Below are 26,698 nucleotides of genomic sequence, written 5' to 3' on the forward strand. Positions count from 1 at the left end.
TTCCCTTTTAAGCCGGAGACTTCTGTACAAAGCGATCCTTCCGGTTTATACCACCTAAAGCAGGCAAACAGGTATTTGTCCTCACGGAGCATATGCGTTATTACGGTGAATATACTTGTTCTAAGGCTTATGTGCGTAAATGGGACGTAAATGAATGAATGGAGGTGATCTTTTGACGATGGTCAGTGAACATGGTGCAGGCAGGGCAATGATTCAGGGCATCGGTACCGCGCTTCCGCCTCACCGCCTTTGCCAGGATGACGTATTTGCCAAAATCGAAGCTTCGTTAAGGGAAGATCCCCACGCGCTAAGGTGGGCGAAAAGAATATTTAAGCAATGTGGAGTCCAGGTCAGGTACACCTGTGAGGAGGATTTCCTCAAACCTGCCGATCAGTGCACGTATCTGTCCATGGACAAGCAGCAGGCTGCTCCTTCGACCTCCAAGCGGATGGAGGTGTACCGGAGAGAATCGGTCCCTTTGGCGGAGAAGGCGGCGGAAGAAGCTATGCGCGATGCGGGAGTGGAGGCTTCCGGAATCACTCACATTCTGACGGTAAGCTGCACCGGTCAATTTCTTCCCGGATTAGACACCGCCTTGATTCATCGGCTTGGATTGTCTGCGCGGATTCAGCGGATCCCGCTTACCTTTCAAGGCTGCGCCGCCGGTTTGAGGGCGATTCAGTTAGCACAGCAAATCGTGTCTGCGAGCCCGGCCGCGACGGTGCTCATCGTTTGCGTCGAACTGTGCACCATCCATTTGCAGCCTTCGGGATCCCGTGAAGCCTTGTTCGGCGCTTCATTTTTTGGGGACGGGGCTTCGGCATGTATCGTCAGTTCCGGCCAAGCCGACCAACAGGGAGGGTTCGAACTCGGCGGAGGACACTCTGTGCTCCTTCCGGGCTCTGCAGACGAAATGATTTGGGAGGTCGGGGACACCGGTTTTGATTTATACCTCTCCCCCAATATCCCCAAGCTGCTCAGAACGTTCCTGCGGGATGAAGTGGACCGGCTGCTGGACGGAGGAGCACTTCCGCCGTTATGGGCGATTCATCCGGGAGGACGGGGCATCGTAGATGCCGTCCAGGATTTGTTCGGGCTGGAGGACAGCCAGACCGAATTCAGCCGGAACGTGCTGCGGGACTTCGGGAATTTATCCTCGGCGACGCTGCTGTTCGTATTAAAAGGAATGAGAGAGCGTTTGAGGGAACAAGGCGAGGGTGAACGGTCCGGAGTGGCCCTGGCGTTTGGCCCGGGCTTGACTGCAGAACTCCTTCGATTTACGTATGTTCCTTCATTCGTTACGAAACGGGAGTCAAGTTATGAGTATGCCGGCCTTTAAGCGGTTAAACCGGCGGGCCATGGAAGAAGAATACATGGACGACTTCAGCACGGGCGGCGACGAGCTGCTGGAAGCGCTGCGCCATTTACGAAGGCTGAACCGGATCTTTGGTGCTTCGTCTCCATCCTTATACGGGTTCAAGCGGTTGTGGCGTCAATCCGGCCGACCGGACAGGGTATTGGTGCTGGATATTGGCGCCGGCTCGGGAGATGTGAACCGCCGCATTCTGCGCTGGGCTGCCCGAAACGGGGTCGATGTCCGGATTACATTAGTGGACATTACGGAAGAAGCCTGCGAGGAGGCCAGAAACCTGTATCAGGGGGTACCGAATATTACGGTCAGACGTTGCGATTTGTTTGACCTTCCGGAAGGCAGCGCCGATATCGTCATGTCATCGCAGTTCCTTCACCACTTTGACGACGTCCGGCTTCCCGAAGTGGTGGGACAGATGCTGAAGGCATCCCGTCTGGGCGTCGTGATCAGCGATATTCACCGGCACTGGATTTCGTGGTCCGCCGTTTGGGTCGTGGCGCACCTGGTTTCAGGCAACCGTTATATACGGCATGACGGGCCCCTGTCGGTAGCGAAGGGTTTCAAGTCATCCGATTGGATCAGGCTGAGACAGCGGCTGCAGGAGCGGGATATTCAAGCGGACTTGCTGTACAGCTGGAAGCCGTTATTCCGTTATGTGGCTGTTGTTCATAAAACGGGAAAAGTATAAATCAGCGAAAGGAGATGATTCCCATGCAGGACGCGGTCATCATCGGAGCTGGCCTTGCCGGCTGCAGTTTAGCTATCCGGCTGTCCGCCCAAGGGTGGAAGACCGTGCTCATAGACCGACAGTATTTTCCCCGTCATAAGCCATGCGGGGAATTTCTGTCTCCGGAGGCGAAGGAGACGCTGGCCAGCCTTGGTGTAGCGGAGGCTGTCGAGCGAATGGAGCCGAATCCGATTCACCGGGCCCGCCTGGTGCTGAGGCATGGACAGGTGCTGGAAGCAGCGCTCCCCGGTACAGGCTGGGGCATCAGCCGGTATACGCTGGATGCCGGCCTGCACAGGGCTGCAAGGGAGGCAGGCGTGGAAATACGGGACGCGACGACGGTCACAAGCATTCATGCCCGTGAGGATGGAGGCGGATATATCGTCGGGACGCGGACTGGCGGACTCAGCGATACGCTGGAGGCGAGGACGGTGATCGCCGCCTGGGGCTGTCACCGCCGGCCGGATTTGATCGATTATGAAGAAATGGGGCAGGACGGGCACGCCTACATCGGGATTAAAACGCATATGACCGGACTCGCAGGGACGGAAGCCGTGGAACTTTATCTGGTTCCCGGAGGCTACATCGGGATCGCCCCTGTGGAAGCGGGCACCTATAATGTAGCCGCGCTTTTGCGGCGGGACCGGTTGAAAGGCGCGGGAGTGAAGATGAAGGAGCTGCTGGATTTTGCGGCAAGCGGCAATCCCCTGCTTGCCCGCCGATTGTCGGAAGGAACGCCGACCGACGGGACGATGATCTCGACCGCGCCGGTATATTTGTCCCGCCGGCCTCAGCCCTGGCGGATGATTCCGCATGCCGGAGATGCCTGCGCCATGATTCCGCCGCTCTTTGGAGACGGGATGAGCGCCGCCCTGCGCTCCGGCATTCTGTGCGCCTCGTTTGCCGACCGCTATTTGCGGGGCGAGCTTAACATGCAGGACTGGGAGCGGCTGTATACCGAGGCTGTACACCGTGAGTTCAGCGGTATTTTGCGAAAAGGGCGCTACTTGCAGGCAATCAGCGCCCGGCCCTCTGCCGGAAGGATTCTGTCAGGCTTTGCCCGGCTGTTCCCGCCGGTCGCCGATTCATTGGTCAAAGCGACGCGGCTGAAGAACACGATGTCTTAGTTAGACTACAGACCGCATGCCGCCAGGAGGAGGGAATCGGGTGATTTACCGTTTCATAACCGGACTTGCTCTCCGCTATCCTGCGTGGGTGCTGGCGTGCTGGACTGCGCTGCTCGTCCTGTGCGGTTCGGCAGCGATATCACTGCCTTCCATCCTGAAGGATCACGGGCTGCGTACGGAGGGAACTTCCGCACAGGTAGAGCGGATCCTGTCAGAAGATTACCAACTCCCCAATGAACCGGCCATTGTCGTCTTCGAACGGGAGCTCGGAGCTTCCCGCGCTTCATTTGAATCGGGAATCCGGACGGTATTGGAACATCTCCGGCGGGTGGACGGCAGCCTGACCGTCATTTCACCGCTGGAGCATGAGGGGATGATGGACAACCAAGCCGCCTATGCCCTGTTGGGGTTGAACACCCGGCATCAGTCCGCCGGGACGGGGCTTGACGCCATTCGTTCAGCTTTGCCCGAGCCGCCCGGTGTGAAGATCACGCTGACCGGCAAGCCTGTCGTGCAGGACGATGTCAATCGGGCGAGTATGCATGACTTGCAGAGGGCGGAGCTGATCGGTCTGCCACTGGCCTTTCTAATCTTGTTCTATGCGTTCGGCGGCTGGATCTATGCGCTCATCCCGATCGCAGCAGGGTGCACGGCCGTGGGCGTTTCGATGGGGATTCTTTATTGGCTTGGGAGCGGCCTGCAGCTGGAGCTGTCCAACTTCGTGCTGAACGTCATACCGATGGTCGGCCTGGCGCTCGGCATCGATTTTGGACTGATTCTTGTCAGCCGCTTCCGTGAGGAATGGGGGGCATCCAGCGGCCGCGTAGAGCTGGCGCTGTCGGTCACCATTAGGCAGGCTGGCAGGGCTGTGCTCTATTCGGCCGCCTGCGTGATCCTGGGGCTCATCGCCATTACATTCATCCGGATGCCAATGTTCCGTTCGGTCGCCATCGGGGCGATGGTCGTCGTTTTTGTATCGGCCTTGGTGAATTTAACGCTTGTCCCGGCCTTTTTGACCTTATGGTCACCGGTGATCCCGATTCGGCGGAGTTCCGCAGCGGCAGGAGCCACCTTCAAGCCCGGACTGATGCAGCGATGGACCCGCTACGTCATGCAGAGACCTGTCCGGATGACGCTGGTGTCCACAGCGCTTCTAATGATAAGCATCCTGCCGGTTCGCTACTTGCAGACCTCCGTTCCTGATGCCGCCTCATTGCCGTCAAGCTATCCTTCACGGCTTGGGGCGGAACTGGTGGATTTCCGTTTCGACGCCCCCTTTACCTCAGTGATCCCGATGGTGGTGCTGGGACGCGGGGATGCTTTGTCGGCAGCGGAATGGGGCGCAGCTTACGAGCTGTGGCAAAGGTTGAAGGCGGACCGGGATGTGCTCCGGGTTGACTCCATCTTTTCCAATATCCCCAAGTTCAATGATCAGCCGGGGGTCTTGTTAAGCCCCGAAATGCTGCAGCAGCTGCCACAGAATACGAGTCAACCGCTCGTTCGTGAGGACAACCTGTTGATGTCAGTGACGCTTCGGCCAGGCATGGATGATAAGCAAACCGAGGCATGGCTGCAAAAGTGGGAAATTCAAGAACAGAATGAGAGGGGGATTCGGATACTGCTTGGGGGAGAAGCCAAGTACCGGCTGGAAGTAAGTGAAGAGATCAAAGCCAGGCTCCCTTCGGTGCTTTTTTGGATGGCTATAGCCAATTTTGTGGTGCTATTCGCAGGTTTTCGTTCGATCATCATACCGGTCAAAGCACTGCTGATGAACCTGCTCAGCCTTACTGCTTCGTTCGGGGTGCTGGTGTACTTTTTTCAAGATGGGATGCTGGGGGGCGGATCAGGCAGCATCGCTGTCATGATCCCGGTATTTATCTTCGGATTGGTGTTCGGGGTTAGTATGGATTACGGCGTTTTCCTGCTGTCCCGAATGACCGAGGTGTATCATCGCACAGGAAATGCTGAAATGGCGATAGCTGCGGGACTGTCTTCCACGGGGAAAGTGATCACCTCAGCGGCAGCCATCATGATCGCTGTCACTTTGCCGTTTACTGCAGGGGACGTGGAAGGAGTCCGACAGCTTGGGTTCGGTATCGCCGCGGCGATCCTGATCGATGCGACCCTGATCCGCTTTATGCTCGTTCCAGCGTTAATGAAGCTGATGGGGCATGTCAATTGGTGGCTGCCGCATCAGCTTCGCCGCTGGTTATTTACGGAGTAATACCTGCTGGATCTGATGATCCGGCCCTTTTTTTAAGATGAGCTTGGCACGCGCCTTCGTAGGCAGAATGTTCTCCATTAAATTTTTCAGATTGATCGTTCTCCAGATTTCCGATGCATTCTGCACGGCTTCCTCTTCGGAGAGACTGGCAAATTTGTGAAAGTAGGACCTTGGATCTTGGAAGGCGGTATCGCGCAGCAGTTGGTAACGCTCGATATACCAGCTGCGGATATCCTGCTCTTCGGCGTCGATGTAGATCGAGAAATCAAAGAAGTCGCTGATAAAGACCGGCGCCTCCGTATTGACCTGAAGGACGTTAATCCCTTCCAGAATGAGGATGTCCGGCTGGTCGATCAGCTGCTCCTCGTCCGCCAGAATATCATAGGCCAGGTGCGAATAGACCGGGGCCTTCAGTGCAGGCTGTCCGGATTTGACGCTGCTGATAAACTGCATCAACTTTTTGATGTCGTAGCTCTCCGGAAATCCCTTTTTGTTCATGATGCCTTTTTCCTCAAGAACACGGTTCGGGTACAGAAAGCCGTCTGTCGTGACCAGATCCACGCGCGGATGCTCCTGCCATCTGGACAGCAGCGTTTGCAGCAGACGTGCGGTCGTGCTTTTGCCTACGGCTACGCTGCCGGCGATCCCGATAATATAAGGCGATTTGGGCGCTCGGATGCCGGTGAATGTGTTCATCTTTTCTTGAAGCTGCTGGAAAGCACTTACATACAAATGGATGAGGCGGGTCAGCGGAAGATAAATGTCGCGCACTTCCCGCAGCGAAATTTTCTCGTTCAAGCCCTTGAGGCGTTCAAATTCCTCTTCCGTCAGCGGAAGCTTCGAGTCTTCTTGTGCCGCCTTCCAGTCCTTACGGTCAAATGTATAATAAGGGGAGTATGTGTTCATGGTACACTCGCTTTCTAAACAAAGTAGGGCCATGCCAAACCAGCTCCTGTCGTTTCAAGAGTATTTAAACGGGAAGTGAATCCCAAAATAAACTGTGACATTGCGCGTTACTAATGCGAACTGAATTATAGCATGTTAAGCGGCTTAAATAAACCTTAGGGTTAAAAATGGATACCAGAAAAACCGTTCAATCGACAAAAGGGTTTGGGCTTTTGGGAACAAGAGGTATAATAGGATCAGTGTAAACCAAATCATGCGAGAGCGGGACAAGTGAGCTGAGGACGATGGACATTGAAAGACAAAGATTAGCAATTGAGGCAGCCAGACTGTATTACCAGTCCGATTACAGCCAGCAGGATATCGCCGAGCGGCTGGGCGTTTCCAGGCCGACGGTATCGAGACTGCTTCAGCATGCCAAGGAACAAGGTTACGTGCGGATCGAAATTGTCGACCCTGGCGAAGATTTAAACGTACTGGGCCGGAAGCTGAAGCGCAAATACGGCTTGGATACGGTACAGGTCTGTTATTCCCCGTTAAATCAGTACGAGGAAATCAAGAAGCATATCAGTAAAAAGGCAGCCGAATTCCTCCACGAGATCGTCCAGGACAAGGATATTATCGGGGTCACTTGGGGGACCACAATGCATGCTGTCGCGCTTCAGCTTGCGCCCAAGCAGGTAAAAGGCGTCGAAGTCGTGCAGCTGAAGGGCGGTGTCAGCCATTCCCACGTCAACACCTATGCGGCGGAGACGGTGAACCTGTTTGCGGAGGCGTTCCAGACGGTAGCGAGATACCTGCCGCTGCCGGTCATCTTCGACAACATCGAGCTGAAGCGGATCGTGGAGGAAGACCGGCATATCAGCCGGATCATCGAGCTTGGCAAACAGGCGAACATTGCCGTGTTCACGGTCGGTACGGTGAAGGAAGACGCGCTGCTTTTCCGGCTGGGATATTTTAACGAGCAGGAGCAGGAGCTGCTGAAGAAGTCCGGTGCCGGAGACATCTGTTCACGTTTTTTTGATGAGACGGGCCAGATCTGCAGCGAGGAGATCAATAACCGGACGGTGGGTATCGACCTTCACGAGCTTCAAAAGAAGGAAAAGTCCATTCTGGTTGCCGGTGGAGAACGAAAGGTTGAGGCCATTCAAGCGGCCCTCGCGGGCAATTACGCGAACATTTTGATCACGGATCAGTTTACAGCGCAGGCTCTGATCTCTTAGAAAATCATTCATTTCATATCGATTGCTTTTTTTGAATTCCGTCCGGATTACATAGGGCGGATTTTTTTTGCACACATTACGGGAGTGGGTAGAACGATTTGTGAACATAATTTCACGATCTATTTACATATGTTCAGGCCGGTGTTATGATAGTCGTGCAGCTTGAAAGAAAAGCTTTTCAATTCCAGGGAATTGGATAAATAAAAGAATAACCTATCATGAATCAAGGAGTGGATCAGAATGACAAATTTGGCGGGAATGATTGATCATACCCTGCTTAAGGCAGATGCCACCCGGGCCGAGATCAGCAAGCTGATTGACGAGGCGAAGAAGTATGAATTCGCATCGGTGTGCGTAAATACGACCTGGGTCAAATTCGCTGCAGAACAGCTGAAGGATTCTAAAGTAAAGGTTTGTACGGTCATCGGTTTTCCTCTGGGAGCTACAACTTCGGCCGTCAAAGCATTTGAAGCGAAGGACGCGATCGCTGGCGGCGCAACGGAAGTCGACATGGTCATCAATATAGGCGCGCTGAAGGACGGCGAGGACGATCTCGTGGAAGCCGACATCAAAGCGGTGGTAGATGCGGCTGCTGGTAAAGCTCTGGTCAAAGTCATTATTGAAACCTGCCTGCTGACGGACGAAGAGAAGGAACGCGCAAGCCGCTTGGCAGTTAAGGCGGGAGCCGATTTCGTAAAAACTTCGACGGGCTTCTCCACGGGCGGTGCTACTCCGGAAGACGTTCGCTTGATGCGCCAAACGGTAGGTCCGAACATCGGCGTCAAAGCATCCGGCGGGGTACGCAGTCTCGAGGACATGAACAAAATGATCGAAGCAGGCGCAAGCCGTATCGGTGCCAGCTCCGGCGTCAAGATTATGGAGGGCGGCCAATCCTCGGCTTCCTATTAATAAGGAAGAGAAGAGTCTCGCGCTGAAGTAAAGTGTGCATGAAATGAACGGAAGCGGTTCACATCGGAATATGGCAAACCGGGCGGGAAGCTTCCGTTTCTATTAATACTAAGCCTGTAAGCGCTTAATAGATTTGGTTTCATAAAAAATTTCAACTGGGGAGACAGCTATGAAATATTTGATTGCGGTACTAGGGTTACTTGTTGTTTTCGCTCTGTCTTTCGTGGCCAGCAACGACAAGCGGAAGATCCGCTACCGCCCGCTGGTGATCATGATCATTCTCCAGATTATTCTGGGGTACGTTCTGCTCAACACCGTCCTTGGCACCGCGCTGATCAAAGGCTTTTCCGGTATTTTTGAAAAGCTGCTGGTCTATGCCGGAGAAGGGGTCAACTTCGTGTTCGGCGGTATCGCCAACGAAGGACAGGCGCCATTCTTCCTCGGCGTGCTGCTGCCGATCATTTTCATATCGGCACTGATCGGCATCCTGCAGTATTTTCGCATCCTGCCGTTTATTATCCGGTACATCGGGCTCGTGTTGAGCAAGGTGAACGGGATGGGCAAGCTGGAATCGTATAACGCGGTGGCTTCCGCGATTCTGGGCCAATCCGAAGTGTTCATTTCCGTGAAAAAGCAGATCGGACTGCTGCCGAAGCACCGGCTGTACACGCTCTGCGCCTCGGCCATGTCCACCGTTTCGATGTCGATCGTAGGCGCCTATATGACGATGATCGATCCGAAATACGTGGTCACCGCGTTGGTGCTGAACCTGTTCGGCGGGTTTATTATCGCTTCGATTTTGAACCCATACAAGGTGACCAAGGAAGAAGATGAACTTGTCGTTCAGGAAGAAGAGAAGCAGTCCTTCTTCGAAATGCTGGGCGAATACATTATGGACGGCTTCAAAGTCGCCATTACGGTTGCAGCCATGCTGATCGGCTTCGTCGCCCTGATCGCCCTGATCAATGGCATTTTTGACGGCATCTTCGGCATTTCGTTCCAGGAACTGCTGGGTTACATCTTTGCACCGTTTGCCTTTGTTATGGGCGTTCCATGGAAGGAGGCGGTGGAAGCGGGCAGCATTATGGCCACCAAGATGGTGTCCAACGAATTTGTTGCCATGCTGGAACTCGGCAAGCATACCGCATTGTCTGCACGCACGACAGGCATCGTATCCGTGTTCCTCGTTTCCTTTGCGAACTTCTCATCCATCGGCATTATCGCTGGTGCGGTCAAAGGCCTGCATGAGAAGCAGGGTAACGTCGTCGCGCGTTTCGGATTGAAGCTGTTGTACGGGGCGACGCTGGTCAGCGTCTTGTCCGCGATCATCGCCGGACTGTTTCTATAAAAGACTTGCGTCATGTATACTCAAGGATGAAGGAGTGATAGAAACTTATGCCAAACTTTAAACGTATCCACCTGATTGTTATGGACTCCGTGGGGATCGGTGAAGCGCCGGATGCCGCCCAGTTCGACGATTTTGACGTCGATACCTTCGGGCATATCGCCCGTGAGCGCGGCGGCTTGAACATGCCGAATATGGGCAAGCTCGGCCTGTCCAATATCCGCGAAATCGAAGGGATTGCCAAAGCGGACAAGCCGCTTGCGTATTATACAAAAATGCAGGAAAAATCCGCAGGGAAAGACACGATGACCGGCCACTGGGAGATCATGGGGCTGTACATCGATACGCCGTTCCGGGTGTTCCCCGATGGCTTTCCGGACGAGTTGATTCAGCGAATCGAAGAGAAGACAGGCCGCAAAGTCATCGGCAACAAGCCGGCGAGCGGCACTGAAATTATCGACGAGCTCGGGGAAGAACATATGAAGACGGGAGCGCTCATCATCTACACCTCAGCGGATTCCGTGCTTCAAATCGCGGCTCACGAAGAGATCGTGCCGTTGAAAGAACTCTATGAAATTTGCGAATTCTGCCGGGAAATTACGCTGGACGATCCGTACATGCTGGGCCGGATTATTGCCCGTCCGTTCGTGGGCCAGCCCGGATCCTTCAAGCGTACCGCCAACCGTCATGACTATGCGCTGAAGCCGTTTGACCGCACCGTGATGAACGAGCTGAAGGATGCGAATTTCGACGTGATCGCGATCGGCAAAATATCCGACATTTATGACGGGGAAGGCGTGACCAAGGCGATCCGCACCACATCTAACATGGACGGCATGGATAAGATCATCGGTGTTATGGATGAGGACTTTACGGGACTCAGCTTCCTGAACCTGGTGGACTTTGATGCGCTGTACGGCCACCGCCGCGATCCGCAAGGATACGGGCAAGCCTTGGAAGAATACGATGCTCGTTTGCCTGAAATGTTTGCCAAGATGACGGATGACGACCTTCTGATCATCACAGCGGACCACGGCAACGATCCGACATACCGCGGCACCGATCATACGCGTGAATACGTACCACTGTTGGTATATTCACCGCGCTTCGCAAATGGAGGCAGTGAGCTCGCGCTTCGGAAGACGTTTGCTGATATCGGTGCAACCGTGGCCGAGAACTTTGGCGTCACGATGCCGAAATACGGCACCAGCTTCCTGGGAGACCTGAAGTAGCACGATTTTACAATATACATGAATCCATGATCTATGGGGAGGAAAAGAAATGAGCACTCATATTGGAGCCAAGGCAGGAGAAATCGCAGAAACGATCCTTTTACCGGGGGATCCGCTGCGGGCCAAATTTATCGCGGAAACGTATTTGCAGGATGTGCAATGCTACAACGAAGTGAGAGGCATGCTCGGTTTTACAGGCACGTACAAAGGACAGCGTATTTCCGTGCAGGGAACCGGCATGGGAATTCCGTCGATCAGCATATACGTCAATGAACTGATCCGCGAATACGGCGTCAAAAATCTGATGCGCGTCGGCACGTGCGGCAGCATGCAGGAGCATGTACATGTGCGTGACGTCATCCTTGCGCAGGCTTCCTGCACCGATTCCGGCGCCAACCGCCACCAATTCGGAGGATACGATTTTTCGCCGATCGCAAGCTTTAACCTGCTGAAATCCGCGTACGATAAAGGGATTGAAAAAGGTCTGAAGCTGCACGTAGGCAACGTATTCAGCTCGGACATCTTCTACCGTGACGATAAATCCATCGTTGAGAAGCTGATGGAGCACGGCGTTCTGGCCGTTGAGATGGAAACGACAGCCCTGTACACGCTGGCAGCCAAGTTTGGAGTCAATGCATTGACCCTGCTGACCGTTAGCGACCACCTTCTGACCGGTGAAGAAACGAGTGCCGAGGAGCGCCAAACTACGTTTAACGACATGATGGAAGTGGCTCTGGAAACGGCGATCGGACTGTAAAGGCAGCATTCTTTCATCCCATTCACAGACTAACAATCCCATGGAAAGCGAGGCAGACATCCGATGAGAATGGTTGACTTGATTGAGAAGAAACGGGACGGCGGCGAGCTGTCCACGGAAGAGATTCATTTCATTATTGATGGATATACCAAAGGGGATATCCCCGATTACCAAATGAGTGCGTGGGCCATGGCTGTATTTTTCCAGAACATGACGCAGCGCGAGCGCGCCGATCTCACCATGGCTATGGTGAATTCCGGCGACACGATTGACCTGTCCGCCATCGAAGGCGTCAAGGTCGACAAGCACTCCACCGGCGGTGTGGGCGATACGACGACGCTGGTGCTGGCACCGCTCGTAGCGGCGCTGGACATTCCGGTGGCCAAAATGTCGGGCCGCGGTCTGGGCCATACCGGCGGTACGATCGACAAGCTGGAGGCGATTGAAGGCTTCCACGTGGAGATTGACCGCGAAGAATTCGTTCGTCTGGTGAACCAGGACAAAATCGCCGTTATTGGGCAGACCGGTAACCTGACGCCGGCCGACAAGAAGCTGTACGCTCTGCGCGATGTGACCGGCACGGTCAACTCGATCCCGCTGATCGCTTCCTCGATCATGAGCAAAAAAATAGCCGCTGGCTCAGATGCCATCGTGCTCGACGTTAAGACGGGCGCCGGCGCTTTCATGAAAACAGTGGACGATGCCAAGGAACTGGCTCACGCCATGGTCAGCATCGGCAACAACGTCGGCCGCAAAACGATGGCCGTGATCTCCGACATGAGCCAGCCGCTCGGCTTCGCGATCGGCAATGCGCTGGAAGTGAAGGAAGCCATTGATACGCTGCAGGGCAAAGGACCGAAGGATCTCGAAGAGCTCTGCCTCGCCCTGGGCCGCCAAATGGTGTTCCTGGCGAACAAAGCCAGTTCCCTGGAAGAAGCCGAAGAGAAGCTGAAGGAAGTTATCAAAAACGGCAAAGCGCTGGAGAAATTCAAGGAGTTCATCAAGAACCAGGGCGGCAACCCTGATGTCGTCGACCATCCGGAGAATCTCCCGCAGGCTAAATACCAGATCGAAGTACCGGCGAAGGAAGACGGCGTAGTCGCCGAAATCGTCGCCGACGAGATCGGTACGGCGGCCATGTGGCTGGGAGCCGGCCGCGCGACCAAGGAATCCGAGATCGATCTGGCCGTCGGCCTGATGCTGAACAAGAAGATCGGGGATTCCGTGAAGAAGGGTGAGTCGCTCGTCACGATCCATGCGAACCGCGAAAACGTGGACGACGTCATCGCCAAGATTTACGAAAATATCCGAATCTCCGATCATGCCGAAGCGCCAACACTGGTGTATGGCATCATCACAGAATAAGCCCTACAGGCTGGAGCCTGGAACTTGCAGAAGTTCCAGGCTTTTTATATGGCTTCAGGTTTCATTGACCAAGCCGTTAAATCAAGGTATACTTCAGCATATGTAGTTGATTAGTAAACAATTATTTCGAGGTGAAGAGTATTGGAGCAGACAGGCAGTGTTTCCAGGTGGATATCGGTGCTGCACCGCCAGTTTCAAGTCTATTTGAACCGGGAATTGAAGGAGCATGACATTAATTCGTCGGAGTACATTTTCCTGGTCAACTTGTATATCGAGGACGGGGTATCGCAGGAAAAGCTGTCGGCCAACCTGTTTATCAACAAAGCGGCGACAGCACGGGCTATCAGCAGGCTGGAGGCGCTCGGTTATGTTAAGCGGATGCGGGACCCTCAGGACAGCCGGGCGTATTTGGTGACCCTGACCGAGAAGGGGCTGGAGAAGCGGAAGTTTATCAGGTCGAAGCTGAAGGCGTGGACGGAGATCATTTCGAGCGGCCTGACCTCCGAGGAGACCGATGACATGATCCGCAAATTAAAGATCATGTCCGCCAATGCGGTCGCGGAGACGAAGGGATTGACATAAATCAGCCGGCCGAGCAACGCAGCGCTCGGTCCGTGGAACGCCCAACTGCGCAGAAAACGTACTGAATTTTTAAAAACAGAAAAAGGAATGGGCTACGGGATGCCTCATTCCTTTTTGTGTACCCGTTTGGACGGGAGTTATGCCGTTTTCACTCTTGGTACGGTAGACATAACATCATATAAAGTGGACGAGTCGATATCCGATCCGAAGAACGCGACCGCGAGCACGACGAAGAGCAGAATCAGGCCCCATAGGAGCACGCCGATAATACCGCACACGAGCCCGGCAATCGCCATGCCTTTTCCTTGTTCATACCCCCGTTTGAGTTCCTTAAAAGAAAGGGCGGCAAAGATGATCGCCAGAATCCCCAGGATAAATCCTATGTACAAAATCATTACGCTTAGGATGCCGAGCACCATTGAGGCAATGGCTTTGCCATTCGTCTTAGGCGGCGTCATTGGCGGCTGCGGCTGAAAATGTTGATACGGGTCTGGTGAATGTGGATCCAACTGTGATTTCCTCCTCCTGCATTTGGCAGAACGTTTTATGTTTATATATTCTGCTTAACATGTCTATTATCACTTAGCCGGACCTATTTGTCGATATTTTTTCGGACGAAATTCCCAGATTTGACGCACTTTTGCCTGTTTTATCCGAACACAGGAAGCAATCATGAAACCAGTGCTTTCTATACGCTGAAGCTCTTCCGCAGCTCCGAGGGGGATACATGCTTGTATTTTTTGAAGGCCCGGCTGAAATAATAGATGTCCTTGAAACCGGAAGACAGGGCAATCTCCGAAATGTTCATTCTGGAGTTGCGCAGCAGGTATTCGGATTTGTTGATCCTAAGCGTGTTGACGTATTCGGTCACCGTCCGCGCCGTAAGCTCCTTGAACAGGCGGCTGAAATGAAAACGGCTGAGGCCGGCCAGCCCGGCCAGCAGATCGACGGACAGTTCTTCTTGGTAATGCTCCTCAATATATTGAAAAATAGGGGTAAACCGCTCCAAATTTTTCAGCCTGTACAGGCTCTCTTCCGGAGAAAGCGTATCTTTGCCGTAACGGCGCAGCAGTATGGCGAGCAAACGGTACAGATAGGATTTGATCGACAGCTCATAGCCGAGTTCCCGTTCGTCCATTTCCCGGATCAGGGACGTGGCGCACTCGGTAATTTCCGGATCGCCGGAAATTTTGCTTGCGAACATAATCTGGTTCTGCGTAATCGGCGTAATAAACTTCGTTTCGACAGCGTCCGGTGTCTGGCTCTGCAGCAGCTTGATATCGACGATCATCGCATAATAGACCAAATCATCGGACAGGCATACCCCGTAATGCAGGTCGTTGCTGTTCACGACCACCATCTCACCCGCTTGAACTTCATAAGGAACCGAGTTCAGCTCGATGAGGGCGGAGCCTTTGGTAAAATACAGAAACTCCATATGATTGTGCCAATGGTGGGTAAACAGCGTTTTCCCGTATTCCTTGGCGGTACAATAATGGATCTTCATCGGAAAAAAACGGTCGGGCATATCCATCGGCTCCAGCAGAGCAAGGGGTCTATCCATCCAAGTCACCTCAAAATCGCACAATAAGATAAATTATTAGCATAGCTCTTCATGGCAGTTCCGCCTGTTCTTATTATAATTCAATTATATAGGTTGAACTAATTTTTTTGCACCGTAATGGCCTGATCGTGTTTGCCTTTTTATGGGTGACATTCACGCGCAGGAAGGACTGCATGGGTTCAATCTACATTTGGAAGCCAAATGCGAGAACCAAAAGGAGAGTTGAAAACGCATGGATAAAGTAAGAGTAGCTGTAATCGGAGCAGGGTCCATTTCGGAATCCCATTTGAACTCGTATCAAAACAACCCGGAGGCGGAGATCGTCGCGATCTGCGATTTGAACGGGGAAAGAGCCAAGGCCGCTGCCCAGAAATACGGAGCTCAGAAAACATATACCGACTATCATGAACTGCTGGCTGACCCGGACATCGATGCCGTGAGCATCTGCACGTGGAACAACCAGCATGCCGAAATCAGCATTGCGGCCGCCAAAGCGGGCAAGCATGTACTGGTGGAAAAGCCGCTGTGCAGAACGGTTGAGGAAGCGCTTCAGATTCAGGAAGCCGCGCATGCTGGCGGAAAGGTGTTCCAAGTGGGCTATGTACGCCGTTTTGACCCGAACGTCGCCGTACTGCAGAGTTTTATGGAGAGCGGCGAAATCGGTGAGCTGTACTACGCCAAAGCCTCGCTCCTGCGCCGTGTGGGCAATCCGGGCGGCTGGTTCGCCGACAAGGAGCGCTCCGGCGGCGGACCGCTGATCGATATCGGCGTGCATGCGATCGACCTGTGCTGGTATATGATGGGCAAGCCGAAAGTGAAATCGGTGTCCGGCAACGTATACCACAAGCTGGGCAACCGCAGCCATGTGAAGAACTATTCTTTTTACAAAGCGGCCGACTATGACGCCAGCAAAAACACCGTAGAAGATATGGCGAACGCCTTGATCCGTTTTGAGAACGGAGCGTCGCTGCTCGTGGACGTAAGCTTTTCCCTGCATGCGAAGCAGGATGAAGCGGCGATCAAGCTGTTTGGTACGAACGGCGGCTTCGAAATCGATCCGGCTCTGGTCATCGTCACGGAGAAAAACGATACGATCCTGAACATCGAGCCGCAGGTGGACCATAAAGGCTTTAACTTTGCCGCCGCGTTCCAGAACGAAATCAATCATTTCATCGAAAATATTAAAAACGGCACGGAGCCGATCGCCACGGTCGACGATGGTGTGGAAATGATGAAGATTCTGAACGGCATTTACGAATCCTCTGAGAAGGGAGTCGAAATTCAGCTATGAAAATCGGAGTAAGCACATACAGCCTGTACCGTCCGATTCAATCGGGTGAAATCACGGTTCTGGGCGCGATCGAGAAAATCGCCGAGATGGGCGGAGAACACGTGGAAATCGTTCCGATCGGATACACCTTGACCGGGAATCCGGAGCTGGTGGATCAGATCGTGGCCAAGGCGAAGGAAGTCGGGATCGACGTATCCAACTATGCGATCGGCGCTAACTTCGCTGTGGACACCGAGGAGGCTTACCGTAAGGAAATCGAGCGCGTCAAAGGAGAAGTGGACATCGCCGCACGCCTTGGCGTGAAGCTGATGCGCCATGACGTAGCCAGCCGCCAAGACACATCCATCAAACAGTTCAACCAGGAGGTTGGACGTCTGGCGGAGGCATGCCGCGAAATCGCCGATTATGCGGCGCAGTATGGCATTACGACAAGCGTGGAGAACCACGGCTATTATATCCAGGCAAGCGACCGGGTACAGACGCTGGTTCAAACCGTGGACCGGCCGAACTTCCGGACGACGCTGGACGTGGGCAATTTTATGTGCGCGGACGAAGATCCGGTGGCCGCCGTCAAGAACAACATTCCTTATGCTTCGATGGTGCACATCAAGGACTTTTATCTGCGTCCAGCGGCCCTTAATCCGGGTGACGGATGGTTCCGCACGGCCAGCGGGAATTTCCTGAGAGGCGCCATTGCGGGGCACGGAGACATCAACCTGCGCGAATCGATTCGGATCATCAAGGAATCCGGATTTGACGGGTATTTCTCGATCGAGTTTGAAGGAATGGAAGACAGCTTTCAGGGGACAAAAATCGGCCTGGAGAACGTCAAACGCTTCTGGAACGAGGTATAGGCCGGGAATCAAAGCAGCCAATCTTTTAAATGATTCAGCATAAACAAGGGAGAGGTGACTGGAATGAACAATAAAATCGGCGTTATTGTCGACAGCTTCCGGGTCGGGGTCCGGGAAGGACTGGCCAAGGCGAAGAAGGTAGGAGCGGACGGTGTGCAGATCTATGCCGTGAGCGGAGAAATGGACCCGGCTAACCTGTCTGCGGCGCAGCGCAAGGAACTGAAGAGCTATATCGAGTCTCTGGGACTGGAAATTTCGGCGCTGGTGGGCGACCTCGGCGGATACGGTTTCCAGGATAAGACGGTCAACGCGGAGAAAATTGAGAAGTCCAAGCGGATTCTCGATCTGGCGGTAGAACTCGGAACCAGCGTAGTAACGACGCATATCGGACTTGTACCGGAGGACAAGAACAGCGAAATCTACCAAACGATGCACGATGCATGCGAGGAACTGGCTTCTTATGCCACCAGCATGAACGCATTCTTTGCGATCGAAACAGGCCCTGAGCCTTCCGCACGACTGAAGGATTTCCTCGACGGGCTTGGCTCGAAGGGCGTATCCGTCAACTTCGACCCGGCAAACATGGTCATGGTTACCGGCGACGATCCGGCTGAAGGGGTGCACAACCTGAAGGATTACATCGTACATACCCACGCCAAAGACGGTATCCGTCTGAAAGAAGTACCTGCCTATTACATCTATGAAACACTTGGCTTCGAGCCGCCGGCCAACGAGAACAATACTTTTGTTCCCGGGGAAGGGCAGTATTTCCGCGAAGTGCCGCTTGGCGAAGGCAGCGTGAACTGGCAGAGCTATTTGCAGGCGCTGAAAGATATCGGCTATCAAGGATACTTGACCATTGAGCGCGAGGTCGGGGAGGATCCGGAGGCGGACATTTCCAAAGCGGTGCAATTTTTGAAGCAGTTCCGGGGATAATCAGCCACTTGGCATGTATGAAGTACTCCTCGAAAAATGAACGAATGACAAAACAGCGAATGCGATCGATAGGATCGGCATTCGCTGTTTTTTGCTATTATTCATCTTCTGTGTTGACGGCAATGCTGAGCGTCTCGGATACCCATTCCCGTTCATAGACGCATCCGTCGACCTCCGCCAGGGTCCGGAACAGAAAATAACCGTTTATTTCCTCAAGCTGTCCGTCCACCGAATCGGGAACCTTGGCTGTATACCTAAACGTCAGTGAACCGCTAGGATCCACGGAGCCCAGCAGGACTTCCTGGGGAGGATGAACCGCTTTGCCGTTTACGATCACGGTGCCTGCCTGCAAAAGATTGGGATCCTGCATCCAGCCGACGAGAACCACGGACGCTCCTAAGCTTCCATTGTTATACAGTTTAACGGTAATCAGCAATTCATCCCCTGGCTCAAGTACGTAATGGGCGGCATGTGCCGTTGCGGTCAGGCTGGGGGCCAGCAGCTCAACTATGGCCGTATCGGGTGAGGTGCGCTGGCGGACGATCCGGCCGTCGGGCAGGTGGAAGGCGTAAGATACGGTTGCTTCGTTTGGTACACGCAGCGGGGCTGCAGACGGTATAAACGGGTCAACGCTTGCTTCATAAGTGATGCTTACTTGCTGCCCCGGAGAAAGGGTCCCCAGGAAGAGCCCATCCATCAATGGTGACCCTTCCAAGTTTTGACCATTTAGCCGTACGCTTCCCGGAACGAGGGATAATCCCTGGGGAAACGCATCCTGCAGCGTTGCATCTACCGCTTGGCTGCTCGTATTCTGCACCGTACATTCGTAACAGATCATACAGCCGATGGTTGCCCGGTTTCTGTTTGACTTCTTGCTGAGACTGACCTCAGGGTCGATCACGTTCACTTGAAGCTCATTGGCCATCGCCGTATACTCCATCCCGTCAATGTAATACTTCATGCAGCTTTGGATGACCACGGAATCGGTGTCCACCATCCCGACTCTTAAGCTGACTCTGATGCGGATGGAAGCGCCGGGAGCGATCGTCCCGATCGGAATTCCATTTTCGGGCTGCACGTCCGGGTATAGGACGTCATTGATGACGACACTGCCCTGTACAAATGTTAATCCCGGTGGGAGCGTAATAAAGATCACCGCTTTGGATAGCGGTACACTCCCTTGATTCGTCACCAGAAGTTCGTAGAACAGTATGTCCCCGATAAACGTTTGGTAGGTGCTGACGTCGGCGATTAGCGATACGGAAGAAGGTAACACGGACAGCGTCACCGGGTTGGAGGCGATGGAGCCGCGTACCGTTCTTCCCCCGAGGGATTGGAACGTGTACTCAGCACGTCCTTCATTGGTGATTTGCAGCGATGGGGGGATCGCCACCACGATCGCCTGAAACACAACATACACCGAAGCATCAGGCCCCAACATGCCGAGATCGATACCTGAACCGGGGTGAGCCCCCGGGACGGGGGCGCCGTTCTTCAAGACACTATTCGGAATAAACGACAAACCGGCTGGCAGCGGATCGTACAATATCAAGCCGGCTTCGCGATTGCCATCATTACGTATTGAAAAGCTGTAGGTCACCATTTGGTTCAGCGAAACGACGCTATTTTGGATAAACTTGCTGAACTTCAGCAATGGGCCGATCCATGGCGTATCGACGGTATTGGAGTAGGCTACCGACTCGGCTCCACCAACGCTAAAGCGGACCATGGTTTGATTTTTTAAAATAAAATCAGATGTCAGCCCGGACTTCATAGGGTCGTCACCTGTACCTGGAACGTCACGATCACGGTGTCTCCAGCCCCGATGATGCCGACTGTGATGCCTGTATTCGGATTGGCGGTCGGTCTAGGCGTTCCGGCGACCGTAACACTGCCTGGTACAAACGCTGAACCTGTCGGTACCGGGTCAACAAGCACAACGTTGTTGACGGCTTCAATTCCGTTATTTGTGACGGCAATAGAGTACGTAATGATGTCTCCGACGACGGCGTCAACGGACGGTGTGCTTTTGACGACGGAAACGTCAGGCGAAGAAACCGGAATCGTCAGCACGTTAGATAGGGAAGTTCCGGTAACGACCACCCCGTCCGGACGCGTAAAGGAGAAGTTTACGGTTGCCTGGTTCACGAGCTGCTGCGGGTTTGGCAGGGTATCCACCGTCACTTCCATGGTAACGGTCACATGGACGGTCTGGCCAGGATTGATCGTACCGACGGAGAATCCGGTTGACGGGTCCGCACCTGGGAGCGGCATGCCGTTTACCTGAATACTGTTAGGGACAAAGACAGCTCCGTTGGGAACAGGATCGGTTAATGTTCCTGCCGCCGCAATGTTGCCTGTATTCGTCAGCGTTACCGTATAGACGATCGTATCTCCAACCGTGGCGTTCGTCGTATTGGCCGTTTTGTCGGCACTGATCATAGCCTGATAGACAGGGACGGACGTAACGTTGGAGAACGCGGTGCCGGTGAATGTGCCAGAGTTAAACGTTACGGACGATTGGTTGGTCAGATTGCCGTCGTCAGGGATGGACAGGACGGTTACGTTAAACGTCACGGTTACTACAGCACCAGGGGCGATCGTACCCAGCTGGATGCCAGCCGCCGGATTGGCCGAGGGTTGGGCAGTTCCGTTAACCGTTACGCTGCCCGTTACAAACTGGCTCCCTGCGGCGATCATATCCGAGAAGACCGCATTGGTGACATTTTCAATTCCATTGTTGGTTACAGTGATGGTATAAGGAACCACCGTGCCCACCGAAGCTTCAGCAGCACCGGAAGCTTTGACGACGGTGACGTTTGGCGCAGATACCGGAATCGACAGCGTATTGGAGGCAAAAGAACCATTGATGACCCGGGAGTCCGGGAGCGTGAAGGTAAAGGCTGCGGTCGCTTGGTTGGTCAGCTGCTGGGATGGGGGTACCGCATCAATAACTGCCGAGAACGTGACGACCGCACCTGTCACGACAACCCCGAGGGGGATTCCTGAGGCCGGGTCGGCTCCCGGCACCGGCTGTCCGTTGAGAATAACGCTGTTTGGCACAAAAGTCGTTCCGGCAGGAAGTGTGTCCGTTAAGGTGACGGCCGCGCCGAAATTGCCTGCATTGTTAATGCTAACGGTAAATACGACCGTATCGCCGACGGTTGCATTGGTCGTGCTGGAGGTCTTTTGCGCGGTGAAGATCGGCTCAAATACCGGGGTAGTAACGGTATTGGAGAAGGTGACCCCGGAGAAGGTACCCGACGTAAAGCTGACCGAAGACGTATTTGCGAGCTGGGCAGGCGTTGGCAGCGAGGTTACCGTGATGTTAAAAGACACGGTAACCGTGGCTCCTGTAGCAATCGTGCCGATGATGATGCCTGTGGCTGGATTGGCTGCAGGCCGGGGTGCACCGTCGACTGTGACGGAACCGGGCTCTAAGGCGGCACCTGGCGGAATCGGGTCGGTAAACAGGACGCTGCTGACCGTCTCAATCCCGTTGTTCGTGATCGTCGTCGTGTAAGTCGCCGTATCGCCGACCGTCAGCGCGGTTGACGGCGTGCTTTTGACGACCGTAACGTTGGGAGCGGATACCGGGATGGTCAGTATATTGGATACGGCTGTCCGGGTAAAGGAACGGCCGTCCGGAAGAATAAAAGTGCCTGAGACGGCGCCTTGGTTTACAAGCTGCTGCGGGGATGGCAGCGAAGTGATATTAACCGAAAATACGGCTGTCGCCGCCTGTCCCGGATTGACAACGCCGACAGGTATACCCGTGCTTGGACTTGCCCCCGGAATCGGTGCCCCATTAACCAGAACGCTGTTTGCGACGAAAATGGTCCCTGACGGAATGTTGTCCGTTAACGTGATCTGAGCAGGATAATTTCCCGTGTTTCCGATCGAGAACGTATACGTGATGGTATCGCCTACAGTGGCATTTGCGGTGCTTGCCGTCTTGGCCACAGTTGGCACGGCGTTGAGTACCGGAGTGGTCACACTGTTGGAGTCGGCAAGTCCGGAGAAACTCCCTGACGTAAACGTTACAGTTGCCTGATTGCTGATGATCCCGCTGACGGGAACGGAATTTACGGAGACGCTGAAATTTACCGTGACGGTGGCACCGGAGTCTATCGGGCCGAGCGAAATGCCGGCGGATGGATTCGCTGTTGGGGCAGGCGTGCCGTTAATCGTTACGCTGCCGGCCACAAATGACGCGCCCGCCGGAATACTGTCGGTAAACTGGACGTTGTTGACCGTTTCGATCCCTTGATTGGTGATTACCACAGAGTATACGATGGTATCCCCAACGGTCGTCGAAGTCGTGGCCGTCGATTTGACCACGCTCACGTTCGGCGCGGATACGGGAATCGTAACGGTATTGGATAATGCGGAGCCACTCAGCGTCCGGCCGTCAGGCGGCGTATACGTAAAATTGGCCGTCGCCTGGTTTGTGATGAATTGCGGGCTCGGCAGCGAGTTGATCACCACCACAAAAGTCACAACTGTGCTTGCTCCGGGTGCTAGAGTCCCTAGATCAATGCCGGCTGCCGGGGATGCGCCCGGTATTGGAAAGCCGTTTACGATGACGCTGTTGGGAGTAAACGTAGTCGAAGCCGGAATCGTATCCGTCAGCGTAACGGCTGCTCCGAGATTGCCGCTATTACTGACCGTTACCGTGTACGTAACGGAATCACCGACGGTGGCATTGTTCGTATTGGCACTTTTGGTCACAGCGATTTGCGGTTGTATGACAGGCGTCGTCGTAATGTTCGAAGACGCGGTTCCTGAGAACGTGCCAGATGTAAAGCTTACGGTTGACTGGTTGTTGATTTGCGTTGGAATCGGCATGGTTATCCTCACCTCAAAAGTTACGGTAGCCGCAGAACCAGGGGTCAGGGTACCGATTGAAATGCCCTCGGACGGAACTGCTGACGGGCGCGAGGTACCGTTAACAATTACGCTTTGAGGAATAAACGAAGCGTTTGAAGGGACGTTGTCGATCAGGTTGACGTTGTTGACATTGGACGTTCCGTTATTCGTGACCGTGCTTGAAAAAGTCAGGACGTCCCCAACGACAACATTCGGCCTCGAGGCTGTTTTGACAACGCTAACGTTCGGAAGCGCTACAGGAATCGTTACTGTATTGGACGCTGCAGATCCCGTAACTTGCCTGCCGCCCGGTAATGTATAGGTATAGGATGCCGCCGCCTGATCCGTAAGCTGTCTCGAAGCGGGCAGGGAAGTAATCGTAACAACAAAGCTGACCGTTACCGCAGTGCTTGCCGCGAGAGAACCCAGAGGAATTCCGGTCACGGGACTAGCGCCTGGAACGGGATTGCCGTTAATGAGCACGCTGTTTTCAATAAATACGGAGCCAGGCGGAATGTTATCGGTCAGCGTGACGGCAGCAGCCGTGTTGCCGGTATTATTTACTTGAAACTGGTAGGAAAACGTGTCTCCGACCGTGGCGTTTATCGTACTGGCCGATTTCACGATGTTGATGACCGCCAAGAAAACGGGGATAACCAGCGTGTTGGACAGGGAGGTACCGCCAAAGGTGCCAGACGTAAAAGCGACGCTGGCCCGGTTACTCAGCTGCCCTGTGCCTGTCAGGGAATTGACGCGGACTTGGAATGTTACGACGGCAGAGGCCCCTGCACCCAAAGATCCGACGGACACGCCGCTCGCGGGATTTCCGCCGGGAACCGGTGTTCCGCCTACCGTCACGCTCCCGCTGATCAACGATGTCCCCTCTGGTATCGGGTCCGATACGATGACATTGCTCACAGGCCCGATTCCGTTATTGGTCGCTGTAATGGTGTAGGTTATAACGTCCGATACGGTTGCTGCCGACGTGTTGGCGCTCTTGACCACCGTCACGTTTGGCGCAGAAGCCGGAATCGTCAGCGTGTTGGAGGTTGCCGATCCCGACAGGCTGCGCCCGCTTGGCAGCTGGTAGTTATAACTGGCTGCTGCCGTATTGGCCAGCGACGGCGGAGAAGGGAGCGAGTTCAGCACGACCTGGAAAGTGACGGTAACGGAGCCCCCTGCTCCCACGGTCCCTGCGCTTATGCCTCCGGTTGGAGTGGCCCCTGGCACTGCTGCTCCTCCAACCGTAACCGAGTTCGCTACGAAGCTGGTTCCTGAAGGAATGTTATCGGTCAGTGTAACCTGGGCTGCCCGGTTCCCACTATTTCGGACCAAAAGCGTGTAAGTAATCGTGTCGCCAACCGTGGCGCTTGAGGTTGAGGCGCTTTTGGCAATCGTGATGACCGGCTGATAGACGGGGGTCGTCATCGTGTTCGACACCGCCGTCCCTTGAAAGGCACCTGAGCTGTACGCTACGGTCGACTGGTTCGACAAGGCCCCGGATGCGGGGACGGATTGAACGGCAATCTGAAAAGTTACCGTAACAGAGCTTCCTGCTGCCAGAGTTCCCAGGGATACACCGCTGGCGGGATTAGCTGATGTCACCGCTGTGCCGCCGACGGTTACACTGCCGGGTACGAAGACGGCACCGGAAGGGATGGCATCGGTGAATACGGCATTCGTCACGGCTTCTGTACCGTTATTGGCTACTGCAGACGTATAGGTCAGCGTCTCTCCTACAGCAATATCCGAGAAATTAGCGCTCTTCGTAACCGTAATATTCGGCAGGGTTACCGGTAGCGTGAGCGTGTTCGACGATGCAGAACCCGATATCGTTCTTCCCGCTGAAGGCGTGAATGTATATGCAGCAACGGCCTGGTCGACAAACTGCGGCGGAGAGGGCAGAGAGTTCACCTGTACCCGAAACGTTACCGTCGCAGATGATCCCGCTCCAATACTGCCGATCGCGACCCCAGCCGCCGGATTCGCTCCTGCGATGACGGTCCCGTTAACCGTGAACGTACCGGTAACGAAAGAACTGCCTGTCGGGATGTTGTCGGTGAGCGTGACATTTGCGGCGATATTTCCGGAATTGGCCACCAAAATGGTGTATGTAACGGTGGAGCCTACCGTCGCATTGGTCCGGTTGGAGCTTTTGGTCAGCGTAAGGGCCGGTGATACGACGGTAACAGTGACCGCATTCGATGGGATTACGCCGGTAATCGTCGGCCCGCCGGCAACGCTTTGGAAGGAGAAGGAGGCGTTCGCTGTGTTGACTAACTGATTGGAGGATGGCTGTGCCGTTACCGTAGCCCGATAAGTGACCGTTGCGGAAGTGCCAAAGTTTAACGTCCCTAGCGGTGCACCTGCAACAATATCGTAGGTCGGGCGGGGTATGCCCCCAACCGTTACGCTGCCGCTGACGAAGCTCAGTCCCGCCGGCAATGTATCCGAAAGGACAACGCTGTTGGCATTGGCGGTACCTGTATTGCTTACCGTCACCGTATACGTGATGACATCGCCGACAACGGCAGTCGTCGTGCTGGAGCTTTTGGCTACGGCTATGGCCGGCGCATTGATGTCCACTTGAATCGCGTTCGCGTTTACCGCATAGGCATCCCCCGAGGTTGTAAGGATTAGTACCGCTGATGACTGGTTGTTGACAAGCCGGGAGGAGACGTCGACATTCGTGATATCCCAGCCCTGACGGCCCCCAATGATGTTGCTTCCGGGCGCTCCGTTGGTCTGGTTGCGGGTCCCGAACGTCCCGGTCGTATTCAATTGGCCGGCATCGTTGTTAATCTGGGATGCGAAAAAGTTGTTGGCAAAGTTGTTTGGGCCAGACAAGGCGGAAGCCGTGTTAGATGTCGGGCCGAACAACGCCTGATCTCCGGTCCGGTTGGCATCGCCCTCCTGGGCGCTGAACAGCGCTCTGCCCCCCAACGCGCCCGAAACCGGGGTAGCAAACCCCGTCAGGGTCGTCGTAACCGGGTCGGAGTTGGCCTGAACCAGGACGGCGCCCGCACGGATCGACATGTTCCGGAAGGGAAGGGAGGGATTCTGGTAAATGACGCCCAGCGTCCATCCGGCGTGATTTCCTGTAGGATCGTTAGCAATGACGATGGTTCCCACAACGCCGCCGGTCGTATAAGTACCTGCACCTCCTTGCTGAACCAGCGATGTAACATTCGCGGACCGGACGTACGCCGTCATTCCGTTTCCGAAATCTATGGAATTGGCGGTTGCCGGATCGGGAGTAACGCTGTTCGTTCCTGCCGGCGTAATAAACGTAACGGGATTGTTAATTGAGCTGCTGAGATTAACGCTGCCTGAAATAATGTAAGATCCGCCCCAGATCAGTTCGGCATATAAAACCGTACTTCCGGTGGGAAGGGATAATACAGCCGAAGAACTGTTG

The 26,698-nt window shown here is 54.3% G+C and carries 19 protein-coding genes; 14 read left to right on the top strand and 5 right to left on the bottom strand.

The annotated features are described in order from the left end of the window. Positions 1-178 precede the first annotated feature (178 nt). From C7820_RS05090 to C7820_RS05105, 4 genes are read left to right on the top strand one after another with little or no spacing between them, the layout of a single operon-like run. Entirely contained in the window at positions 179-1,339 is a 1,161-nt protein-coding gene (locus C7820_RS05090; RefSeq protein WP_116231638.1) for a type III polyketide synthase, read from the top strand. Then, entirely contained in the window at positions 1,326-2,060 is a 735-nt protein-coding gene (locus tag C7820_RS05095) for a methyltransferase domain-containing protein (protein WP_116230012.1), read from the top strand. Before C7820_RS05090 ends, C7820_RS05095 begins: the two co-directional genes overlap by 14 nt. Positions 2,061-2,083: 23 nt before the next feature. Continuing rightward, positions 2,084-3,226, top strand: coding sequence for an NAD(P)/FAD-dependent oxidoreductase (locus C7820_RS05100; RefSeq protein ID WP_181908935.1), 1,143 nt, complete (start codon positions 2,084-2,086; stop codon positions 3,224-3,226). A gap of 40 nt (positions 3,227-3,266) precedes the next feature. Beyond that, positions 3,267-5,450 carry an MMPL family transporter gene (locus tag C7820_RS05105; protein ID WP_116230014.1) on the top strand — a complete coding sequence of 728 codons (2,184 nt, stop codon included), beginning with the start codon at positions 3,267-3,269 and terminating at the stop codon, positions 5,448-5,450. Here the strand turns inward: C7820_RS05105 and coaA are convergent. Continuing rightward, positions 5,436-6,356 carry a type I pantothenate kinase gene (gene coaA, locus C7820_RS05110; protein WP_076171678.1) on the bottom strand — a complete coding sequence of 307 codons (921 nt, stop codon included), beginning with the start codon at positions 6,354-6,356 and terminating at the stop codon, positions 5,436-5,438. The genes C7820_RS05105 and coaA overlap by 15 nt on opposite strands. A 284-nt stretch (positions 6,357-6,640) precedes the next feature. Here coaA and C7820_RS05115 point away from each other — a divergent pair, with 284 nt between their 5' ends. From C7820_RS05115 to C7820_RS05145, 7 genes are all read left to right on the top strand, one after another. Beyond that, a complete protein-coding gene (locus C7820_RS05115; RefSeq protein WP_076171822.1) occupies positions 6,641-7,576 on the top strand; it encodes a DNA-binding transcriptional repressor DeoR in 936 nt (311 codons plus the stop codon). Positions 7,577-7,816: 240 nt separating this feature from the next. After that, positions 7,817-8,485, top strand: coding sequence for a deoxyribose-phosphate aldolase (gene deoC, locus C7820_RS05120; protein WP_116230015.1), 669 nt, complete (start codon positions 7,817-7,819; stop codon positions 8,483-8,485). A gap of 169 nt (positions 8,486-8,654) precedes the next feature. Further along, positions 8,655-9,833 carry a NupC/NupG family nucleoside CNT transporter gene (locus tag C7820_RS05125; protein WP_116230016.1) on the top strand — a complete coding sequence of 393 codons (1,179 nt, stop codon included), beginning with the start codon at positions 8,655-8,657 and terminating at the stop codon, positions 9,831-9,833. A 47-nt stretch (positions 9,834-9,880) separates the two neighbouring features. Beyond that, on the top strand, positions 9,881-11,062 hold the full coding sequence (deoB, locus tag C7820_RS05130; protein WP_116230017.1) for a phosphopentomutase: 1,182 nt from the start codon (positions 9,881-9,883) through the stop codon (positions 11,060-11,062). A 49-nt stretch (positions 11,063-11,111) separates the two neighbouring features. Then, positions 11,112-11,819 carry a purine-nucleoside phosphorylase gene (gene deoD / locus C7820_RS05135; RefSeq protein ID WP_076171689.1) on the top strand — a complete coding sequence of 236 codons (708 nt, stop codon included), beginning with the start codon at positions 11,112-11,114 and terminating at the stop codon, positions 11,817-11,819. A gap of 63 nt (positions 11,820-11,882) precedes the next feature. Next, entirely contained in the window at positions 11,883-13,184 is a 1,302-nt protein-coding gene (locus C7820_RS05140) for a pyrimidine-nucleoside phosphorylase (protein ID WP_116230018.1), read from the top strand. A gap of 141 nt (positions 13,185-13,325) precedes the next feature. After that, the gene (locus C7820_RS05145) at positions 13,326-13,766 is read left to right on the top strand and encodes a MarR family winged helix-turn-helix transcriptional regulator (protein WP_116230019.1); all 441 of its coding nucleotides are present in this window, start codon (positions 13,326-13,328) and stop codon (positions 13,764-13,766) included. Between the two features lie 137 nt (positions 13,767-13,903). On the opposite strand, the gene C7820_RS05150 is transcribed toward C7820_RS05145, so the two are convergent. Next, on the bottom strand, positions 13,904-14,224 hold the full coding sequence (locus tag C7820_RS05150) for a DUF4190 domain-containing protein (RefSeq protein WP_076171824.1): 321 nt from the start codon (positions 14,222-14,224) through the stop codon (positions 13,904-13,906). A 230-nt stretch (positions 14,225-14,454) separates the two neighbouring features. Further along, entirely contained in the window at positions 14,455-15,330 is an 876-nt protein-coding gene (locus tag C7820_RS05155; protein WP_076171697.1) for an AraC family transcriptional regulator, read from the bottom strand. A 232-nt stretch (positions 15,331-15,562) separates the two neighbouring features. On the opposite strand from C7820_RS05155, the gene C7820_RS05160 reads away from it, so the two are divergent. The 3 genes from C7820_RS05160 (at position 15,563) to C7820_RS05170 (ending at position 18,411) form a co-directional block, all read left to right on the top strand. After that, complete coding sequence (locus C7820_RS05160; protein ID WP_116230020.1) at positions 15,563-16,621, top strand: Gfo/Idh/MocA family protein; 1,059 nt, start codon at positions 15,563-15,565, stop codon at positions 16,619-16,621. Next, a complete protein-coding gene (locus tag C7820_RS05165; protein ID WP_116230021.1) occupies positions 16,618-17,475 on the top strand; it encodes a sugar phosphate isomerase/epimerase family protein in 858 nt (285 codons plus the stop codon). The genes C7820_RS05160 and C7820_RS05165 overlap by 4 nt, the downstream gene beginning before the upstream one ends. A 63-nt stretch (positions 17,476-17,538) precedes the next feature. After that, the gene (locus C7820_RS05170; RefSeq protein ID WP_089547762.1) at positions 17,539-18,411 is read left to right on the top strand and encodes a sugar phosphate isomerase/epimerase family protein; all 873 of its coding nucleotides are present in this window, start codon (positions 17,539-17,541) and stop codon (positions 18,409-18,411) included. Between the two features lie 97 nt (positions 18,412-18,508). On the opposite strand, the gene C7820_RS05175 is transcribed toward C7820_RS05170, so the two are convergent. Together C7820_RS05175 and C7820_RS05180 are read right to left on the bottom strand one after the other, a co-directional pair. Then, on the bottom strand, positions 18,509-20,185 hold the full coding sequence (locus C7820_RS05175) for a COG1361 family protein (protein ID WP_116230022.1): 1,677 nt from the start codon (positions 20,183-20,185) through the stop codon (positions 18,509-18,511). Then, positions 20,182-26,493 (bottom strand): DUF7507 domain-containing protein, encoded by a 6,312-nt coding sequence (locus tag C7820_RS05180; protein WP_258875122.1) that lies wholly within the window; start codon positions 26,491-26,493, stop codon positions 20,182-20,184. The genes C7820_RS05175 and C7820_RS05180 overlap by 4 nt, the downstream gene beginning before the upstream one ends. Between the last annotated feature and the right edge of the window lie 205 nt (positions 26,494-26,698).

Source organism: Paenibacillus sp. VMFN-D1, assembly GCF_003386155.1.
GTDB lineage: Bacteria > Bacillota > Bacilli > Paenibacillales > Paenibacillaceae > Paenibacillus_AQ > Paenibacillus_AQ favisporus.

What these genes read in the sequence shown, in the direction of transcription:
- C7820_RS05090 (WP_116231638.1), top strand. Translation starts at nt 179, where the DNA reads ATGGTCAGTGAACATGGTGCAGGCAGGGCAATGATTCAGGGCATCGGT.
- C7820_RS05095 (WP_116230012.1), top strand. Translation starts at nt 1,326, where the DNA reads ATGCCGGCCTTTAAGCGGTTAAACCGGCGGGCCATGGAAGAAGAATAC.
- C7820_RS05100 (WP_181908935.1), top strand. Translation starts at nt 2,084, where the DNA reads ATGCAGGACGCGGTCATCATCGGAGCTGGCCTTGCCGGCTGCAGTTTA.
- coaA (WP_076171678.1), bottom strand. Translation starts at nt 6,356, where the DNA reads ATGAACACATACTCCCCTTATTATACATTTGACCGTAAGGACTGGAAG.
- C7820_RS05115 (WP_076171822.1), top strand. Translation starts at nt 6,641, where the DNA reads ATGGACATTGAAAGACAAAGATTAGCAATTGAGGCAGCCAGACTGTAT.
- deoC (WP_116230015.1), top strand. Translation starts at nt 7,817, where the DNA reads ATGACAAATTTGGCGGGAATGATTGATCATACCCTGCTTAAGGCAGAT.
- C7820_RS05125 (WP_116230016.1), top strand. Translation starts at nt 8,655, where the DNA reads ATGAAATATTTGATTGCGGTACTAGGGTTACTTGTTGTTTTCGCTCTG.
- deoB (WP_116230017.1), top strand. Translation starts at nt 9,881, where the DNA reads ATGCCAAACTTTAAACGTATCCACCTGATTGTTATGGACTCCGTGGGG.
- deoD (WP_076171689.1), top strand. Translation starts at nt 11,112, where the DNA reads ATGAGCACTCATATTGGAGCCAAGGCAGGAGAAATCGCAGAAACGATC.
- C7820_RS05140 (WP_116230018.1), top strand. Translation starts at nt 11,883, where the DNA reads ATGAGAATGGTTGACTTGATTGAGAAGAAACGGGACGGCGGCGAGCTG.
- C7820_RS05150 (WP_076171824.1), bottom strand. Translation starts at nt 14,224, where the DNA reads ATGACGCCGCCTAAGACGAATGGCAAAGCCATTGCCTCAATGGTGCTC.
- C7820_RS05155 (WP_076171697.1), bottom strand. Translation starts at nt 15,330, where the DNA reads ATGGATAGACCCCTTGCTCTGCTGGAGCCGATGGATATGCCCGACCGT.
- C7820_RS05160 (WP_116230020.1), top strand. Translation starts at nt 15,563, where the DNA reads ATGGATAAAGTAAGAGTAGCTGTAATCGGAGCAGGGTCCATTTCGGAA.
- C7820_RS05165 (WP_116230021.1), top strand. Translation starts at nt 16,618, where the DNA reads ATGAAAATCGGAGTAAGCACATACAGCCTGTACCGTCCGATTCAATCG.
- C7820_RS05170 (WP_089547762.1), top strand. Translation starts at nt 17,539, where the DNA reads ATGAACAATAAAATCGGCGTTATTGTCGACAGCTTCCGGGTCGGGGTC.
- C7820_RS05175 (WP_116230022.1), bottom strand. Translation starts at nt 20,185, where the DNA reads ATGAAGTCCGGGCTGACATCTGATTTTATTTTAAAAAATCAAACCATG.
- C7820_RS05180 (WP_258875122.1), bottom strand. Translation starts at nt 26,493, where the DNA reads ATGACGGCGTACGTCCGGTCCGCGAATGTTACATCGCTGGTTCAGCAA.